Genomic DNA, 14,138 nt, shown 5'->3' on the forward strand with positions numbered 1-14,138 from the left:
CCCTGCCTCTGACATTGGAAAACCGTTTACACCCCACAAATTTTGAGCAGTAAGCTGTGCTCCGAGAGGTACAATCACCAAATCCTCTTGTCCGTTATTGTCAAACACATAGGTGTGCGCCATAGGCAGATTGGATGTGTCGATTTTCACTAATTTAAGCATACTTCGCGCCTCCTTAACCGCGAAACGTCCGATTTGCCCAAGCTATGAACTCATCGAGAGACATAGCCTCGATTTTCTTCCCATGCGCTACCGCCCCGTAGCGCCCCTTCGCAGCCGTCTGCTTGAGCCAATCGATGGCGCCCTTCTTCGCTCCTTGCCCACCAAGGACAATGAGAATGTGGTCTTCAGGCATAGCTTCGACGGCATTCAGATAAACGTATGGGTACTTCTCATCAACGCTACCAGACGACTGTTGCCATTTGCATTCGATACGGACGCGCAGATTGTATTCGCTCGATACCAGTAGAAATTCTGTCTTACCTTCGTGGCCGTATATCGTCCTATATGGGACGTTCTGTAACAACAATTCAGTACCGTAGCGCTCAGGATGTTTCACGTAATCCGAGTACTTCACAGCTTCAAAACCCATTGAAGCCATCACGCTGCGAATTGTGCCCTCCAGCACGCTGCCAGATGAATTGGCAAAACCACCTTGAGTCGTTGGACGTGGCATCGTCATTGTCCTCCGAAGAGCGCAAGCACTTCTTTTACTTTGCCTCGATTGTTTCCGTCACAGCTGATGAAGCGCGGCACAGCCACGAACTCTTGGACAGCGCCGGCATACACCACCTCCGTAAAGGGTGTGGCGTGATTGGAAATCAACACGGGAATGTCAGCTTGTCCAAGTTGATCGGCTAGCTGAGCCAGCTCCTCCTGGTCTTTGGTTCCGAATCCGCCCGCCGCGTAGTCTGTAAAGTTTGCCGTCGAGGACAATGGCACATAAGGCGGGTCGCAGTAAATGACATCGCCAGGCTGCGCGGCGCGCATAACCGCTCGAAAGTCTTCACAGAGAAACTCAGCCCGTTGTGCCTTGCGCGCGAAGTATCGCATTTCGTCTTCAGGAAAGTACGGGCGCGCGTATTTGCCAAAGGGTACGTTGAATTCGCCGTTTGCGTTGTAACGGCACAAGCCGTTGTACCCATGGCGGTTTAAGTACACAAAGAGCGCCGACTTGCGCCACGGGTCGCTCGAAGCGTTAAATTCGGCTCGCAGCTCGTAATACCGCTCAGCTGTATTGTTTTCAGGGACAAATTGCTCTTTGCAGTACGCGATGAAATCGTCCCCGTGCCGCTGCAAGGTTTGATACAGGCCGATTAAATCCTGGTTAATGTCGCTTATCAAATACTCCTCGTAGTCCGTGTTGAGAAATACGGCACCCGAACCGACGAAAGGTTCAATAAGCCGAGCCCCCGGAGGCAATCGACGCTTAATTTGTTCGACCAAGCGATACTTCCCGCCGGCCCATTTCAAAAACGGTCTCATGTCGTTCGCCTCGCTCCATGTCGGTTCGTGTCGCTAGCTCATGGACATAATCTTGGTCTATGGGCAGACAGCCGTCAAGTATTTGCGCACATCTATTGCAACGTTACAATACATATGTATAATGTTTTTAGAAAGGAGGTCAAACCATTGGACGAACTTATCAAAATTTTAACAGCAATTGCGCTGGTCGTCCAAATCATAAGTGGTTTGTTGGACGTCAAGAGCAAATTAAGAAGCCCACCCCGAAAGCGGCGCGGCAGACGGCGCAAGCATCGGAAGTAGGCTCGAGCAAGGGGAGTCGCCCCTCCCCTTGCCTCCATTATAGCACGGAGGAGGAACAGCTATGCTGAGAAGCGTTTTGAGCCCGTTTGCGAAGTACGGTTGGGTATTCACGCTCTTGGTCGCGATCAGCATCATTTTTCACGTTCATATCGCGCAATGGGCCACGATATCCGCAGCCGTTGTACTAGTGTTGTGCATCGTTGCTTCCATCATGAACATTCGGGACCGACTGAAGGGGTGAAAGTCATGTACCTCCAGTTTGAAACGAAAGCAGATTTCGTGAGATGGGCACAGGAAAACATCCTGACGCCCCAGGAGGTCACGGAAATCCTGGAATGTTCTCTGCAGGCCGTACGACAATCTGTGCAGCACGGAAAACTGCAACCGCTGAAAAAGCACGAACGCATCACCTTATTTTTGCGGGAGGATGTTGAAGCGCGTAGTGAGGAGCTGAAAGACCTGAGGGCGAAGTACCGACCGTACGAAGTCATGGACTAACGTCCGTTACACGGTGCACCTTGTGAACAGGAGGAAACTTACATGGAGAGCAAGCCTAAGGAAACGCCTAAGGTTTACTGCCCGATCTGCGGCTTTGAAATGACCGAACAGCGCGGCTGCACGCCGTGGTGTCGCAATTGTGGATACAAAGGCGTGTGCGGGGATCCGACGAGTTGAGAACACAATAAAGCCACGCCCCAGCGTCGTGAAAAGAGGCGTGGCTATGTGCGGCACCAATATGATGCCCGATACGATGGATGAATATACACCGATGTGTTACACTGGCATCAACAGTGCTCACCACGCCTCTCAACGATGCGGACCAGGGTGAGCTGTTTTTGCGCTTATCCACTATCATTTGATTTTTGTCCCAATATGTATCCGACCGCAGCAACAATGATTGTTTTCAGAAGGTCAAACAGAGAAGATGATAATGAATCTTTATGAAATATGAATATTTCAAGTATGTAGATCAGAAAAACAAGGAAAATGCACCAGCCAAGCAATTTTGAAATTGAATTAAACTTGGCCAACTCCATAGCTCGCTTATGTGCTTTTTGAGCTACGTTCTCTTGGCGTTCAAGTTTTTCAATATCTAAATCGTCCGGAGGAGGATTGTTAGGAGGCGAAAACCCTGATTCAAATGGTTCATCCTCCTCCACTTGCGGAAGATTTAGATCAAACTGATTTTCCTTCGTTGTCATTCTTTATATCCTCGTCATCCAGGAAATATTGCCGTTTATCCCATGCTGCTCGCCATGCTGTTTTTGGTCTATGGGTGATTTCAGACATGTAAATGCCATTAACATTTTTGAATTTGTTCCAATTGTCATCAATGATTTGACGGAGTAGGTCTGTCTCTTTAACAAGGTAAGATTCTCCGGCGCTATCTTTAGAATAGTCTTTGACTGGCCCACTACGGTATTGTTTGAATTCGTGATACACACTTGAAATGACCGGCCCATACTTCCAAACCTCAAAGCGCTCAGCAAACAAAGGCTTGCCTGTTTGTTGCAGGTAGTCTCGATAAATAAAATAAAGCAATTTTTGCAATTTCATAGGCGTAATCGGAGATTTTTGGTCGAATGAACGACGAAGAATATTATTAGCCAAAATCGTCGCTGTAACCATGTTTTATCTCCCCCTTCTCGCCATACGTCGTTATTTTGCATCAAACGCGATGATTTCACAAGATAAGTTGCTGGGTATTGGCTTAAAGAGGCGACCGTCGCTGGTCGCCTCGCGTTCAATCTGCACTGCACCTATACCCTTGCGTTCACGATACGGCCTGCGTGGGAGCCTGTCCATTATCAGCGGGAGAAGTTTGCGCTGGTGCCTTATACTTCGCCACCGCCTGCTCCACCAGAGACTCGACCAGGCTCTGCACGTTGCCCACCGTTTTGCTGGCGAGTTCCGCAAGGTTCGCACCTTGTGCCAGCACAGCCTGCACAGCGTCCTGTTTCACCTTTTGTGCGAGTGCCGCGTTGAATACGCCCTGCGCCTTGGCATCGTTGACCACTGTCTGATTGAACTGTTGCACAACGCTATCTGCGATCTGTGCCAGTCCGTCGATGGCGTTGGCTGCTGTCTTCGAGTGGATGTACTTCGGGACGACTTTCGTCGTGAGATATGTCACACCCGTGCCAAATGCCAAACCGAACGCGCTGATGACGTCCTCAAGAATCTGCACTTCCACGCTACCAATTGCCATATTGAATCGTCCTCCCTTTCGAATTAGAGCAACGCCTTGGCGCTGTCGAGCACCGTCTGCAACTCGTTGACCACCGCTTGCAGTTTGGCTTTGTCCACTGTGACGCTGTCGAGGGCTCCGAGTGCTTGTGCCATGGCCGCCGCTGTTTGTTGACCGTAGATACCGTCGACCGTGAGGCCGTGTTGGAGTTGAAACGACTTCACCGCAGCTGCGGTCTGCGGGCCATAGATGCCATCGACTGCGATGTTCAGCCCTAGCACTTTGTTCAAGTCTTGCTGGAGTGCCTTCACGGCATCGCCCGTGCTACCTTCTTGCAGGATCGTCGTCGTCACGTTATCACCCCCTCCTGATGGCACAGGTTGTGGCTGATTGCTTGGCGTTGTTGCCGGATGCCAGAAGCCAGGATCGGCGTAGACATCGCTCACGTCCACCTGCACGCCGCCCACGACCATGTCATACGTGTTTTGGTACATGGCGTTGTTGGTGAACTGCTGGCCGTTACTCCATGCACTAGTCTGCCAATACCAGAGCTTGTCCCCATAGGCTTGATAGAGCGCGTCCAAAACTGATGCTCCACCATACGCGCCCGGCCTGTACGGCGAGCACTTGGCGATGATGACCGCAAAATACGCGACGATGGCCGACATATCGGCTTGTGCCGCGTCGTAGTCCACGGTGAAGGCGATGCCGGTTCCTGCGGGTGCGCCGATGTTTTGTGCGCTTGCTACGGCGGCTTGTGCGTCGGTAACAGCTTGCGACGGCGTAAAGTATCCGGCATAGGTCGGATCACCCTCCCATATGAGACCGAGTGAGAGACCGGCGGCAAGAATGCTTTGCGCCTCGGCTTTGGTGATGGACTTTGACCAATTGCCGAGGTATCGCATTGCACCGCCGTATCCTGCCGCTTTGATGGCAGCAGCAGACGTAGCTGTCAGCGGTGTTGCACCATCGACGACTTGCATGATGGGTTGTGTCATGCGGATGCCCCCTTTTTGTACTCAACCTCTGTCAGGCTCGGTTTGAAATCAGGGCGACGCGCTAACCACGCGAAGAAAGTCGGAGTGGTACATCCATGGATACCGATGCTCATGCCTCGGTGATGATCTTGGCAAAGAATCCACTGGTTGTAGATCGTGTCAGCGGCATTGTCATCGCATACGTGGACTTCGTACATAAGGCCGTCTACTTCTACATGTTCAATCCGTCCGCCGAAATGTTGCATGAACCACTCGCACAAGTCGGCATGCGACCGGAAATCTCTTCGAACGTGACCGTGGAAATCGAAGTGGTGAAACAAAAAGAACGCTACCGAGCGGACGTCTAAACCGTTCCACTCGGAGCGTTCGAAGATATGGTGCGATTCTCGTTGTACCTTCGTCTTACATACGTAGCACCCAAGATGCTCGATGGATTCTAATTCATGCTTTGCATTTCGGAACTCCAACGTCTCCGCGCGCTGGTCGTGCTCAGGAAAGTGCTCGTACTCGACGATTCGGTGTACTTGGACATGCTCACGCACGATGCCCTTTGCAGCCGCAGCCATGGCACACACCACCTTTCAGTTCTTCAAACTTCGCATGCAATTCGCGATGGATAGCCTTTAACTCCGCCATCTCTTCCGTCTGGTACGCATGCAGACGTTTGAGGTCGGCAAGTTCCGTCATGACAGCATCGTGGGTTTCTTGTTCGCGCTTTTCGCGCACTCGATCTAAGACGTTCTGACCCACCATAATCAACGGCAATGACCACAACTGAACTGTATTTGACCAATACAGAAAGGTGTTCATGTCTTTCGGGAACAATACGGGGATAAACCCGTAGAAAAAGAACAGGTATGTCATCCACATGGATCCAAAGATTAAGGTGGCACGTACTGCTATGCGTTCATTGAATCGCTTGACCATCCACTCACCCTTTCCAACTGCGCCACGCCTCTGCGACAAGTCCTAAAAGGAAACCTCCTAACGCCATTCCTCCACCGACATAGTTACGCCAGGTTTTGAGCTTTTCCACATCTCGCTTCAGGTCTCCCAACTCCGCCTTCGTGGCGTAAAGTTGCGATTGTTCGTCCATGCGTCGCAACAAGTGCTTGACATCCTCATTGGTCTCTTTAAGTGTTTCTTTGATATATGAGATTTCCGTCACGGCGACGGCTAGCGTCACCTCTTGCGACTTTTCGTCCATCCCTCCGCCTCCCGTCTGTCAACACGTCTCAATCCAGACGAGAGGGTCTAAGGCGAGGCTGACCGGAGTCTCGTCATTCACTTTGATGCCCGCTTGCTGAAGTGCCCATCCCACATAGGTGGAACAGTACCGCGTCCGATGTTCCTTGTACTTTTTGTCGTATCCCGTGAGAGCCTTGACCGCCAGCCAGAAGATGCCCATCCAGTCATAGCGAAATCCGTTCTCACGCTGGAGGGCCGCAAGAAACTGCTGGCGCTGGTCATACGTCATTTGCACATGGCCGATATCATAGTTTCCGTAGTAACGACTCAACGTGCCATCGCCTGATACCCGCAGCCCCTGCGCCTCTGCGATCTCATTGCCACCGAGATAGACAGCGACATGGGTGTACAGGTGTGCAACTTTGCGCTTATCCTCGTGCGTGAGCAGCCATTCGCCGGCTTTGATGGCGTCAGCTACGGGATCGAAGATGTGGCCGCGAACAAAGATGAGGTCTCCCACATTGAGCACGGGAACCGCCCCCTTTCTCTCTCTAACAAGCAAACAGGCGGCCTGTTAAGCCGCCTTCGATGCCGCCAAGTCGTCGATGACATACGCCTCGCTGACGAAGTTCGCAAAGTACTCAAACGGCATCCAGAAGTACCCGCCGATGCCCCAGTCTGCGCCCCACGAGTTCCGCACAAGAATCATCTCGCGCCGCGCGTCATAGCCGACCGCGACCATCGCGTGTCCGCCAATCGGCTGTTCGTACTCGGACGGCATGGTGAGGATACCTGTGCGCGCCGTCTCGTCGGATTCCAACTCAGGAAACACCGTCGCGCCAAACAGGATCGGAAGGCCGTTGCCGAGCGCATCGGTCGCGTAGTCCACCAGACGCGAGTGAGGCAGGCGGCGAACGAGTTCAAGCGGCAACTGTGAACCAGGGATGAAGTCCTTGTCGTCTGGCTTGCGATAAAAGTCCTCGTCGGTATATGGGTCTTTGTTTTCTGGCATGACACCTTTCTTGGCCAGAACCAGCACGGCGTCCCAAATGGTTGCCCCAGAATCCTGCATGACGGTGCCTTCAAGGACACGTTCTTCGTAATACTGAGCATCTTCGCTGTACTCTTGCCACGTATACCCATGTTTCACACGCCATGATGCGTACCACGAAGTCGCCGCGAACGCTGAACAAGCGCCTTTATCACCCTGGTTGTAGACGGGGCCGAAGTATTTGCGCAGGTCGATGACAACGGGAATGTGGCCGCCGTGCGGCTGATAGTAGCGTGCCGTCGACGTGGCGAGGTAGAGATGCTTGGTCATACAGACCACTCCTTTGCGGAAAATGGGCATGAAAAAAAGCGCCCCCGAAGGAGCGCGTGGATGAGCATATGTCGGTCAAGCAAACAACTGCAACGCCTCAATGAACGCCTGCACGTTGGCTGCGCCGCGCTCGAAATTCTGGAGGAAGGCACCAAATTGCATCTGTGGCGACGTTGCACTGGACGGATAGCCGTTAGTGAGTGTCGTAACTAGATTCGACAACACGTCCGATTTGATGGCGCTTAGGGCGTTCTGCTGGTCAGCGGATAAGGTGATGGGCGTGTATGTGGATTGCTGGAGCGCTGGAACGATGATGTTGAACACTGCATCATACAGCACGCTAATTGCCGTGAACGTGTTCGTCAACAGGGCCTCGATTGTCGTGTCGTTCACTGCATAATACTGTTGCAACCACTGCACCGCCACACTCGCCGCAGGACCGACCGTTGGTGCTCCACCGCTTGGCGTGACCACTTGTATCGCGATAGGCAACGACTGAGTGCCGCCAATCGTCGCGGATGCACCCACACAGCCATTCGCCGACACGGACACAGGTACCACATAGTTAGCAAGCGATGGATGTAGTTGCACCGTGATGCTGGCTTCGTTGTTCGTGAGCGTCGCGGTCTGCGTCCATGATCCGATGGCGAATGTGACGCTCGTAGGCGGCGTAGATGGCGGATTGTTCAATGTTGCTGTGATGGTGTATTCGTTTGTGGTGGATGTGGACGGTGTTACTGACACAGTGAGCGAAGGCCGTAGTTCTACCTCGCCATTGACAACATAGTACGTTTCGCTCACGACTCTAGATTCCCACACCTCAGTCGCTGTAGGTGTGCTAGTGTCGGTTAGCGTCAACGTTTGCCACGAGGAATTCCACCATGAAGGTGGTTCCGGCTGATCGGTGATGGCTTGGATGATGCCAGAAGAATCATATGCGATGATACATTCCATATGTTAGGCCCCCTTAGTTTCCATTTGCGCCGGAGACGATGTAGAATTCTGCTGCAGCATAAAGGTTGGCACTCGCGGTAGTGGAACTCTGCCCGCCATTCCAAAATGATACATTCAGAGAGAAAGAAGATGTTGGTGTTCCTAGGTCTATATAGAAGTACTGTGGGTTACTACTCAGATTCACGTTGCTTGCACCATTCCCGTTTACGCTATAGGTGCAGGTACAATCGACAAGATATCCACTTACCTCAAGTATGAGAAACCGATGGAGAGCAGAAGACGTGACTGTCGTATTTGCTAATGTGGCTGACCCGCCGCCGCTAGAAACAGGATAAGAACTCCCGGCGTATAACTGGTATCCAGTCTGCCATGGATTTTCAACGTGGAGATTGGTAATCGTCCCCCCCACGCTCAAATTGCCCGCCACCGTCATGTCACCGGAGCCGTCTACGCCGAATAATTTGGTGAACGTTGGGTATGACGAAGCGTTCGTATTGTAGACGTTGAATCCGCCTTGACCGCCTTGGCCGAAGATGAATAGGTCGCCTTCGCCCTGGCCCTGCGTATAGTTCCAGCCAAAGTAGATTCCTGCTGATGACTTAGACAAACCGCCTTGTGGATAGGACGTGGCATTCCAGTTCGTTCCCAGCCAGTTCTCTGCAAGCAGCGTACTCGCAAACTGAACCGGATTCGCCACCGTCTGCGGATTCGGCGCGCCGCTATCCGTTCGCAAGTAGCTCAAGCTCGTCCACGTGCCAGGTGTGCCCCCGGATGTGCAGATCCACAGGAGTAGCGTGCTGAGATCCAGCACGACATCCCCCGTGTTGTACGTCCCACTCGTCGGTGCACCGCCGTTGGTCGTACCTACAAAGCGCAGGCTGCCGAGACCGTTGATGCCGCCTGCGGTCAATGCTGGTGCGCTGAATGGTATAGCGGAACCCGGCAACAAATCTTGTGTCATTCCTAGATCACACTCCTTCTATAACCGCTGATATTGTGACATTATTCGCTGTTCCTGCCGTTACGGACAACGTAATCGCACTCGCCGTTGTCGCCTCAATTGTCCGTGCTGGAATCGTGTAGTCGCCTGTTGGCAAAGGGTAAGTCGGTACAAGCGTCTCTGTCTGTGCTCCGGATGGACTGGTGTATGTGAGCGTCACCGTCACACTGGTTGCGGCGTTGGCGACACGTAGATAGCCGCTCGCCTTAAACTGCCCTGTTGCGGCTGGCGTGTACGAAAGCACGGTGGTCGCCGACGTGGACGTGAGCGTCAGGTCTTTGACGCTGACGGCTCGATACACGGCGACGGGGTTAGATGGAGAACCAGCGGAGGGAGGAAGTTGGACGATGCCGAGCGCTGTCGAAGAGGCCGACCCCACTTTTGGTACATTCCCGAGCTGCGAAAGCGGCACGTTGCCCGTGCTATCCAATGACGCCACTCCACCTGGTTGGCCTACCTCGGCGAGAGGAACATAGCCAGTGCTTGGCACGTTCGCAGTAACCTGCGTCGCGTTTCCGACTGCAACTGATATCTGGAACTGGCGTGAGTACGGTCCAGCTGAGTACGGCGGAAAAGTATCGCCTTGAGTGCCAGCGTTGGCGTAAGCATAAAGAATCTCACCAGCCTGCGGATCTTGTGCGAAGAGCCCTATCTCGCACGTGTAGGTCGGCTGCGTCAGATTCTTGTTTTGGTAGATCCCTAGGATGTTCGCGGTGTTCCCGCTCGCCGATATGGAACTGATGGGCACCCAATCGATAGGGTTGAGGAGACCAGTGAGCATGGTTGGGTCTGAAATCAGCGTTACTGTCGTGCCAGACGGGTAGTTCGCGTTTGCCGTGAACGACGAGACCGAGATGCTTGTGGCTCCAACAGATGCCGCGGCACTTGCTGTGACCGTTTGCGTCGTGTTCCCACTCCCGATCGTTAGCGTCTGCCCGCTTGCTACCGGAGACGTGAGCGCCTGCACGGGGATGGAAGTGTAGGCGGTGCCCGACGTAAGAGCGCTGCTCAACTGCGTAGTGAGTTGGCCGCTGCCGATTTGCAGTCGAGTGAATTGCAGTTCGGTGCCTGTTTGGACTTTGGCATACAAAGATTGTCCCTGCTGCGTTAGCACCATTTGGCCGTAGACTGCCATAGGAGTCCTCCTGTATCCGATTGTTTAACTCGGGACTGACAGACGTACAATGTCGTATCCACTTACGACACTTCCGATATACTCCTGCGAAGTAATGGACGTCGACGCCATCACGTTGAGCTCCACGCCAAGTGGCCTGGGGATAATCAGTCCCGCCGTCACGAGCTCGGCTGCTAGATTGTCTTCCAAGTTCGTGATATTGGCGGTCATCGTCATGTCCTGATTGTCGACCAGTGCGAGTTGCGTGCCTGGAAAAGCCGCGTTCCAGATGTCATAGATTTCACCGACCGTGCCGTCCCACTGATTGCGGACGATCTTAGCCTGCAACACAAGCCTATAGTGATCGTCGTCAAGGATGGACGAGTTGTTGGTGAGCGGCACGCCGATGTCCCGTGGCTGACCGATGAGCTGGCCTAAGATGTCCAGTTGTGCACCTTCGGCTGTGTCTAGTTCAAAGGCGCTCGGAATGGAGTTGGACACGGATATGCTGTCATCTACCTTTTGCAAGATCGCTGATAACCAAGCCATATAGTTCGGCTTGTCCGCATGCTCCGAGGTGATGAGCGACAGATAAGGTTCAATGGCCATGGTTGACTCTCACCACCTCAGCTCACGTTGACCGTGATGTACGAGAGATTGCCACGGGCGACCTGGTTAAAAGCGATGGGTATATCCGACGTACCCTGTGTCTGTCCATGCACGGCTGCCGTGACACCGGTCACAGAGAATGTTGGGTTATTCGGCGTTGGGTTGGCAGACAATGCTGCGCCCCACAGCGCAGAGTTGTACACATCCACGCCGATCTGCGCGTTGTTCAGATACGCGTACACCGCATTAGCGATAGCCGCCTGCGTATCCTGGGTAAAGCCCTGCAGTTGCTTTACGTTGATCGTCACGTCGATGTCAACATACTGGGGTACATCATAATAGATGGTGTTCACCACACCTTGTGAATCAGTGATTTCGACCGACGTACCCCCATATGTCCCGCACCCGATACCTTTCCGTAGCCAGATGACATTGGCAACGTCTTGCGGATCGCCGCCTTCGACCACACAGTCCACGGAGTGGGATGGTATGCCATTGGCGTCTGTCTGGTTCGTATAGTTTTCGTACACCTTGAACCGTCCGATATTGGGCACGGCAGCGAGTCCCGCGACTAAACTATCCACCATGTTCTGACTCGGCTGTTCCGTTGATACGGCTTGCCGTGCTCGTAGCTGCGAGTCGGTCTCAGCCGGCGATCCTGGCGTGGCTGCCACAGTATTGGTGACCGACGACCACCCTAGCTGTGGGGTAACGATGGTGTTGATGTCGCCAGGATTCGCAGCGATGGCGCCAGCAGTCTGGCATGTCGCGGTCACCGTCGACCTGCCCCCCGAGCCAATCACCGTAGGATTCGGCAAAGACCAGTTGTAGCCATTCACGTCACTCACGACACCATTGGCAATCATGGTGCCCGGCGTACCAGAGACCACGACTTGGCACGTCGAGTACACGGCGGATTTGCGCACGAGGCCGTTCACGCCGACGATGGCATCTAGGGCAGCACCGACCGCTGTGGAAGGCGAACGACTGTTATAGGCCGCTTGGGCGGCCAAGAACGAATCGTAGATCATGCTGGCAAACACGCTGATCATCTGATAGTCCTGGCTGTCATAGCCAAGGTAGATGTCCTGGCCGTATATGTTCTGCGCATCCGCGACCAGCTGATCGACAATGTCTTGGTACGCTGGCATGTGGAATCCAGCGGCGTCGATATAAGGCGCAAAATAGCTCATGGGCCAAACGTCACCCCCTCGACCGTGACATCACCAAATGTCGTCTCGACTGTACAGGTCTCAATTGTGTACCTGCGCGTTGTGTTGTCATAAGCGCTCGAGAAGTTTGAGATGGCTTGTACGTTTGGGACGTTGAGAATCGTCTCTTGCACAAGCATGTCTACGCCGCGTATGTGCTCTGGCGATCCAGGCTGGTCGAGCACCGATTGGAACAAGGGGAACCCGGCCGAAGTATCTTCCCACCACTCGCCTTGCAGGAGCTTGAGGTTCGTATAGATGGCCTGCGCAACGGCGTCGGTGCCGCTGTAAAACTCATTTTGCTGTCCAAACGTGTAGTCGCCTGTCGGAGACAACTTTCGATAGATCATGTGGAGATCACCGTCCCGTTGACTTTCACTGTCGTCGCCACGAGGTCGATCTCGCCGGGTTTGAGGCTGATATAGGTCTGTCCGTCGTCCGTACGCAGTTGTGCTGCATCCGTGGCATAGTTGGAAATCACCCGGGGCTGCGACCATACACCGAGGATAGCGTACCCGTCACTCAGGTCATGGCGCCGTTTATCCGGCTGGTTTTGAACGCCGCCGGACGACCACCAGCCGTCCATGCACATATCGCCAAAGACGATGAGGCATTCATCGCCTTGCTGAACAGGCATCGTGAGAGAAAATCCCCCGGCACGCGGGAAAACAATCGGCACATCCAGCAGGAGCGGCAGTTTCACCCACGAATAGCTCAAGTCGGGGTTGCGGATGCGTTCACGGATGGCAGGTTGAACGGACACGACTTGCTCAACGGGATCGAACGCTTGGATGATGCCGGGCATGGCCACACGGATGTTGGCCGCGACGGTGTCCATCAATGTGCGATAGAACTCTTCCTCGTTGTTCGGCAGGATGTCGTTGATAGACAGCACCGTATCACCTCCCATCAGTACCACGGCGACTGAGTTGTCGCGCTGATCATGCCTGGGATGCCGCCGGCCTGGCTGACGGTTACGCAATTGGTGTACCAGTCGTCCCCACGGGTGTCTCCAACGTGCTCGACACCCACCACCCTGTAGATGCCTGCAGAATCGAGCGGACGCGGCACTTGGCCAATCTGGTAGGTCTGTGCTTGGATGAGGCTGTTGTCGATATGAACCAGCGTGTTGATGGTGATAGCAGGGTTCAGCAGGCACTGGAACGAGACGCCGAGATCTTGCTGCGCAGGTTGGCCGATGAGCCCGGATTCAGGAGTTAAATCGATAATCTCGCCTTTCGGTGGATCACTCGCATGGATGAGATTGATTTCACCGCTCTTCGAGTAGAAGGCTAGGTTGTTCGCCTGCGCGATCTGGCGTATGTAGTCGCGCGTCAGACCAAACACCGCTTTGGCACGAGGCAGTTGTGCTGTGCTTAATTGCGTCGACAACTCGCCAAGGGGCGACGGCACGGTCGCCATGCTGGCGAGATTCTGTACCAGGCTGCGCGCGGACTGCCCGCGATTTAGCGTGAAGTTGGCGAACGACTGATTGAGCTGCGCGTTGGCCGCCAGTGCGTTAATCGTCAGCCGATAGGTCACGTTGTCCTCTTTGTCGCGGATAGGCTCGATGACGGTTCCATCGAAGATGAGACCGTACTGGTTGCCCTCATAGCCAGCTTCGACCGTGATTCGGTCGCCATAGTTCAGGATGAAGTTCTCCGTCGCAGGCTTGAGGTTGTAGATGACGATCGTGCTGAACGGTGGCTGTTGGTTCACCACGTACTGGATGTCGAATGTGCAATGAAGGTCTGACACGTCCAGCGCGATGCCTGCTGAGTTGCTCAC

At 53.8% G+C, this 14,138-nt stretch carries 22 protein-coding genes; 4 read left to right on the forward strand and 18 right to left on the reverse strand.

The genetic code is table 11. The features are described from left to right. Window positions 1-175: 175 nt before the first annotated feature. Window positions 176-676 carry a PD-(D/E)XK nuclease superfamily protein gene (locus QMF38_RS08165; protein WP_281759160.1) on the reverse strand — a complete coding sequence of 167 codons (501 nt, stop codon included), beginning with the start codon at window positions 674-676 and terminating at the stop codon, window positions 176-178. Between the two features lie 2 nt (window positions 677-678). Further along, complete coding sequence (locus QMF38_RS08170; protein WP_281759161.1) at window positions 679-1,485, reverse strand: Dam family site-specific DNA-(adenine-N6)-methyltransferase; 807 nt, start codon at window positions 1,483-1,485, stop codon at window positions 679-681. A 343-nt stretch (window positions 1,486-1,828) separates the two neighbouring features. On the opposite strand from QMF38_RS08170, the gene QMF38_RS08175 reads away from it, so the two are divergent. The 3 genes from QMF38_RS08175 to QMF38_RS08185 are packed head-to-tail and all read left to right on the forward strand — an operon-like array spanning window position 1,829 to window position 2,442. Further along, window positions 1,829-2,008: a hypothetical protein gene (locus QMF38_RS08175; RefSeq protein WP_281759162.1), complete on the forward strand. Its 180-nt coding sequence runs from the start codon at window positions 1,829-1,831 to the stop codon at window positions 2,006-2,008. A gap of 5 nt (window positions 2,009-2,013) precedes the next feature. After that, the gene (locus QMF38_RS08180) at window positions 2,014-2,265 is read left to right on the forward strand and encodes a MerR family transcriptional regulator (protein WP_281759163.1); all 252 of its coding nucleotides are present in this window, start codon (window positions 2,014-2,016) and stop codon (window positions 2,263-2,265) included. A 42-nt stretch (window positions 2,266-2,307) separates the two neighbouring features. Continuing rightward, complete coding sequence (locus QMF38_RS08185; protein WP_281759164.1) at window positions 2,308-2,442, forward strand: hypothetical protein; 135 nt, start codon at window positions 2,308-2,310, stop codon at window positions 2,440-2,442. Between the two features lie 167 nt (window positions 2,443-2,609). On the opposite strand, the gene QMF38_RS08190 is transcribed toward QMF38_RS08185, so the two are convergent. The 4 genes from QMF38_RS08190 to QMF38_RS08205 form a co-directional block, all read right to left on the reverse strand. Next, on the reverse strand, window positions 2,610-2,969 hold the full coding sequence (locus QMF38_RS08190; RefSeq protein ID WP_281759165.1) for a hypothetical protein: 360 nt from the start codon (window positions 2,967-2,969) through the stop codon (window positions 2,610-2,612). Further along, window positions 2,944-3,396 (reverse strand): Panacea domain-containing protein, encoded by a 453-nt coding sequence (locus QMF38_RS08195; protein ID WP_281759166.1) that lies wholly within the window; start codon window positions 3,394-3,396, stop codon window positions 2,944-2,946. The genes QMF38_RS08190 and QMF38_RS08195 overlap by 26 nt, the downstream gene beginning before the upstream one ends. A 145-nt stretch (window positions 3,397-3,541) precedes the next feature. Next, complete coding sequence (locus QMF38_RS08200; RefSeq protein WP_281759167.1) at window positions 3,542-3,976, reverse strand: hypothetical protein; 435 nt, start codon at window positions 3,974-3,976, stop codon at window positions 3,542-3,544. Between the two features lie 23 nt (window positions 3,977-3,999). After that, window positions 4,000-4,953 (reverse strand): glycoside hydrolase domain-containing protein, encoded by a 954-nt coding sequence (locus QMF38_RS08205; protein ID WP_281759168.1) that lies wholly within the window; start codon window positions 4,951-4,953, stop codon window positions 4,000-4,002. Between the two features lie 95 nt (window positions 4,954-5,048). On the opposite strand from QMF38_RS08205, the gene QMF38_RS08210 reads away from it, so the two are divergent. Beyond that, entirely contained in the window at window positions 5,049-5,300 is a 252-nt protein-coding gene (locus tag QMF38_RS08210) for a hypothetical protein (protein ID WP_281759169.1), read from the forward strand. 187 nt (window positions 5,301-5,487) lie between these two features. On the opposite strand, the gene QMF38_RS08215 is transcribed toward QMF38_RS08210, so the two are convergent. From QMF38_RS08215 to QMF38_RS08270, 12 genes are all read right to left on the reverse strand, one after another. Next, window positions 5,488-5,880, reverse strand: coding sequence for a hypothetical protein (locus QMF38_RS08215; RefSeq protein WP_281759170.1), 393 nt, complete (start codon window positions 5,878-5,880; stop codon window positions 5,488-5,490). A gap of 4 nt (window positions 5,881-5,884) precedes the next feature. Continuing rightward, window positions 5,885-6,160 carry a hypothetical protein gene (locus QMF38_RS08220; RefSeq protein WP_281759171.1) on the reverse strand — a complete coding sequence of 92 codons (276 nt, stop codon included), beginning with the start codon at window positions 6,158-6,160 and terminating at the stop codon, window positions 5,885-5,887. Window positions 6,161-6,178: 18 nt separating this feature from the next. After that, on the reverse strand, window positions 6,179-6,670 hold the full coding sequence (locus QMF38_RS08225; protein ID WP_281759172.1) for a hypothetical protein: 492 nt from the start codon (window positions 6,668-6,670) through the stop codon (window positions 6,179-6,181). Between the two features lie 45 nt (window positions 6,671-6,715). Further along, window positions 6,716-7,462 (reverse strand): C1 family peptidase, encoded by a 747-nt coding sequence (locus tag QMF38_RS08230; RefSeq protein WP_281759173.1) that lies wholly within the window; start codon window positions 7,460-7,462, stop codon window positions 6,716-6,718. Between the two features lie 75 nt (window positions 7,463-7,537). After that, window positions 7,538-8,416: a hypothetical protein gene (locus tag QMF38_RS08235; RefSeq protein WP_281759174.1), complete on the reverse strand. Its 879-nt coding sequence runs from the start codon at window positions 8,414-8,416 to the stop codon at window positions 7,538-7,540. Between the two features lie 13 nt (window positions 8,417-8,429). Then, complete coding sequence (locus QMF38_RS08240; RefSeq protein WP_281759175.1) at window positions 8,430-9,377, reverse strand: hypothetical protein; 948 nt, start codon at window positions 9,375-9,377, stop codon at window positions 8,430-8,432. 7 nt (window positions 9,378-9,384) lie between these two features. Then, window positions 9,385-10,551, reverse strand: a complete 1,167-nt coding sequence (locus tag QMF38_RS08245; RefSeq protein WP_281759176.1) for a hypothetical protein — start codon at window positions 10,549-10,551, stop codon at window positions 9,385-9,387. A gap of 24 nt (window positions 10,552-10,575) precedes the next feature. Then, window positions 10,576-11,139 (reverse strand): DUF2612 domain-containing protein, encoded by a 564-nt coding sequence (locus QMF38_RS08250; RefSeq protein ID WP_281759177.1) that lies wholly within the window; start codon window positions 11,137-11,139, stop codon window positions 10,576-10,578. Window positions 11,140-11,156: 17 nt separating this feature from the next. Beyond that, window positions 11,157-12,332, reverse strand: a complete 1,176-nt coding sequence (locus tag QMF38_RS08255) for a baseplate J/gp47 family protein (RefSeq protein ID WP_281759178.1) — start codon at window positions 12,330-12,332, stop codon at window positions 11,157-11,159. Continuing rightward, window positions 12,329-12,700: a hypothetical protein gene (locus tag QMF38_RS08260; protein ID WP_281759179.1), complete on the reverse strand. Its 372-nt coding sequence runs from the start codon at window positions 12,698-12,700 to the stop codon at window positions 12,329-12,331. Before QMF38_RS08260 ends, QMF38_RS08255 begins: the two co-directional genes overlap by 4 nt. Continuing rightward, a complete protein-coding gene (locus QMF38_RS08265) occupies window positions 12,697-13,245 on the reverse strand; it encodes a Gp138 family membrane-puncturing spike protein (protein WP_281759180.1) in 549 nt (182 codons plus the stop codon). The genes QMF38_RS08260 and QMF38_RS08265 overlap by 4 nt, the downstream gene beginning before the upstream one ends. Before the next feature lie 14 nt (window positions 13,246-13,259). Beyond that, window positions 13,260-14,138 (reverse strand): phage protein (locus QMF38_RS08270; RefSeq protein ID WP_281759181.1); only part of this gene is annotated, 879 nt, incomplete at its 5' end.

It is taken from the genome of Alicyclobacillus hesperidum subsp. aegles (genome assembly GCF_027923525.1).
In the GTDB taxonomy this organism is placed as follows: domain Bacteria; phylum Bacillota; class Bacilli; order Alicyclobacillales; family Alicyclobacillaceae; genus Alicyclobacillus; species Alicyclobacillus aegles.

What these genes read in the sequence shown, in the direction of transcription:
- QMF38_RS08165 (WP_281759160.1), bottom strand. Translation starts at nt 676, where the DNA reads ATGCCACGTCCAACGACTCAAGGTGGTTTTGCCAATTCATCTGGCAGC.
- QMF38_RS08170 (WP_281759161.1), bottom strand. Translation starts at nt 1,485, where the DNA reads ATGAGACCGTTTTTGAAATGGGCCGGCGGGAAGTATCGCTTGGTCGAA.
- QMF38_RS08175 (WP_281759162.1), top strand. Translation starts at nt 1,829, where the DNA reads ATGCTGAGAAGCGTTTTGAGCCCGTTTGCGAAGTACGGTTGGGTATTC.
- QMF38_RS08180 (WP_281759163.1), top strand. Translation starts at nt 2,014, where the DNA reads ATGTACCTCCAGTTTGAAACGAAAGCAGATTTCGTGAGATGGGCACAG.
- QMF38_RS08185 (WP_281759164.1), top strand. Translation starts at nt 2,308, where the DNA reads ATGGAGAGCAAGCCTAAGGAAACGCCTAAGGTTTACTGCCCGATCTGC.
- QMF38_RS08190 (WP_281759165.1), bottom strand. Translation starts at nt 2,969, where the DNA reads ATGACAACGAAGGAAAATCAGTTTGATCTAAATCTTCCGCAAGTGGAG.
- QMF38_RS08195 (WP_281759166.1), bottom strand. Translation starts at nt 3,396, where the DNA reads ATGGTTACAGCGACGATTTTGGCTAATAATATTCTTCGTCGTTCATTC.
- QMF38_RS08200 (WP_281759167.1), bottom strand. Translation starts at nt 3,976, where the DNA reads ATGGCAATTGGTAGCGTGGAAGTGCAGATTCTTGAGGACGTCATCAGC.
- QMF38_RS08205 (WP_281759168.1), bottom strand. Translation starts at nt 4,953, where the DNA reads ATGACACAACCCATCATGCAAGTCGTCGATGGTGCAACACCGCTGACA.
- QMF38_RS08210 (WP_281759169.1), top strand. Translation starts at nt 5,049, where the DNA reads ATGGATACCGATGCTCATGCCTCGGTGATGATCTTGGCAAAGAATCCA.
- QMF38_RS08215 (WP_281759170.1), bottom strand. Translation starts at nt 5,880, where the DNA reads ATGGTCAAGCGATTCAATGAACGCATAGCAGTACGTGCCACCTTAATC.
- QMF38_RS08220 (WP_281759171.1), bottom strand. Translation starts at nt 6,160, where the DNA reads ATGGACGAAAAGTCGCAAGAGGTGACGCTAGCCGTCGCCGTGACGGAA.
- QMF38_RS08230 (WP_281759173.1), bottom strand. Translation starts at nt 7,462, where the DNA reads ATGACCAAGCATCTCTACCTCGCCACGTCGACGGCACGCTACTATCAG.
- QMF38_RS08235 (WP_281759174.1), bottom strand. Translation starts at nt 8,416, where the DNA reads ATGGAATGTATCATCGCATATGATTCTTCTGGCATCATCCAAGCCATC.
- QMF38_RS08240 (WP_281759175.1), bottom strand. Translation starts at nt 9,377, where the DNA reads ATGACACAAGATTTGTTGCCGGGTTCCGCTATACCATTCAGCGCACCA.
- QMF38_RS08245 (WP_281759176.1), bottom strand. Translation starts at nt 10,551, where the DNA reads ATGGCAGTCTACGGCCAAATGGTGCTAACGCAGCAGGGACAATCTTTG.
- QMF38_RS08250 (WP_281759177.1), bottom strand. Translation starts at nt 11,139, where the DNA reads ATGGCCATTGAACCTTATCTGTCGCTCATCACCTCGGAGCATGCGGAC.
- QMF38_RS08255 (WP_281759178.1), bottom strand. Translation starts at nt 12,332, where the DNA reads ATGAGCTATTTTGCGCCTTATATCGACGCCGCTGGATTCCACATGCCA.
- QMF38_RS08260 (WP_281759179.1), bottom strand. Translation starts at nt 12,700, where the DNA reads ATGATCTATCGAAAGTTGTCTCCGACAGGCGACTACACGTTTGGACAG.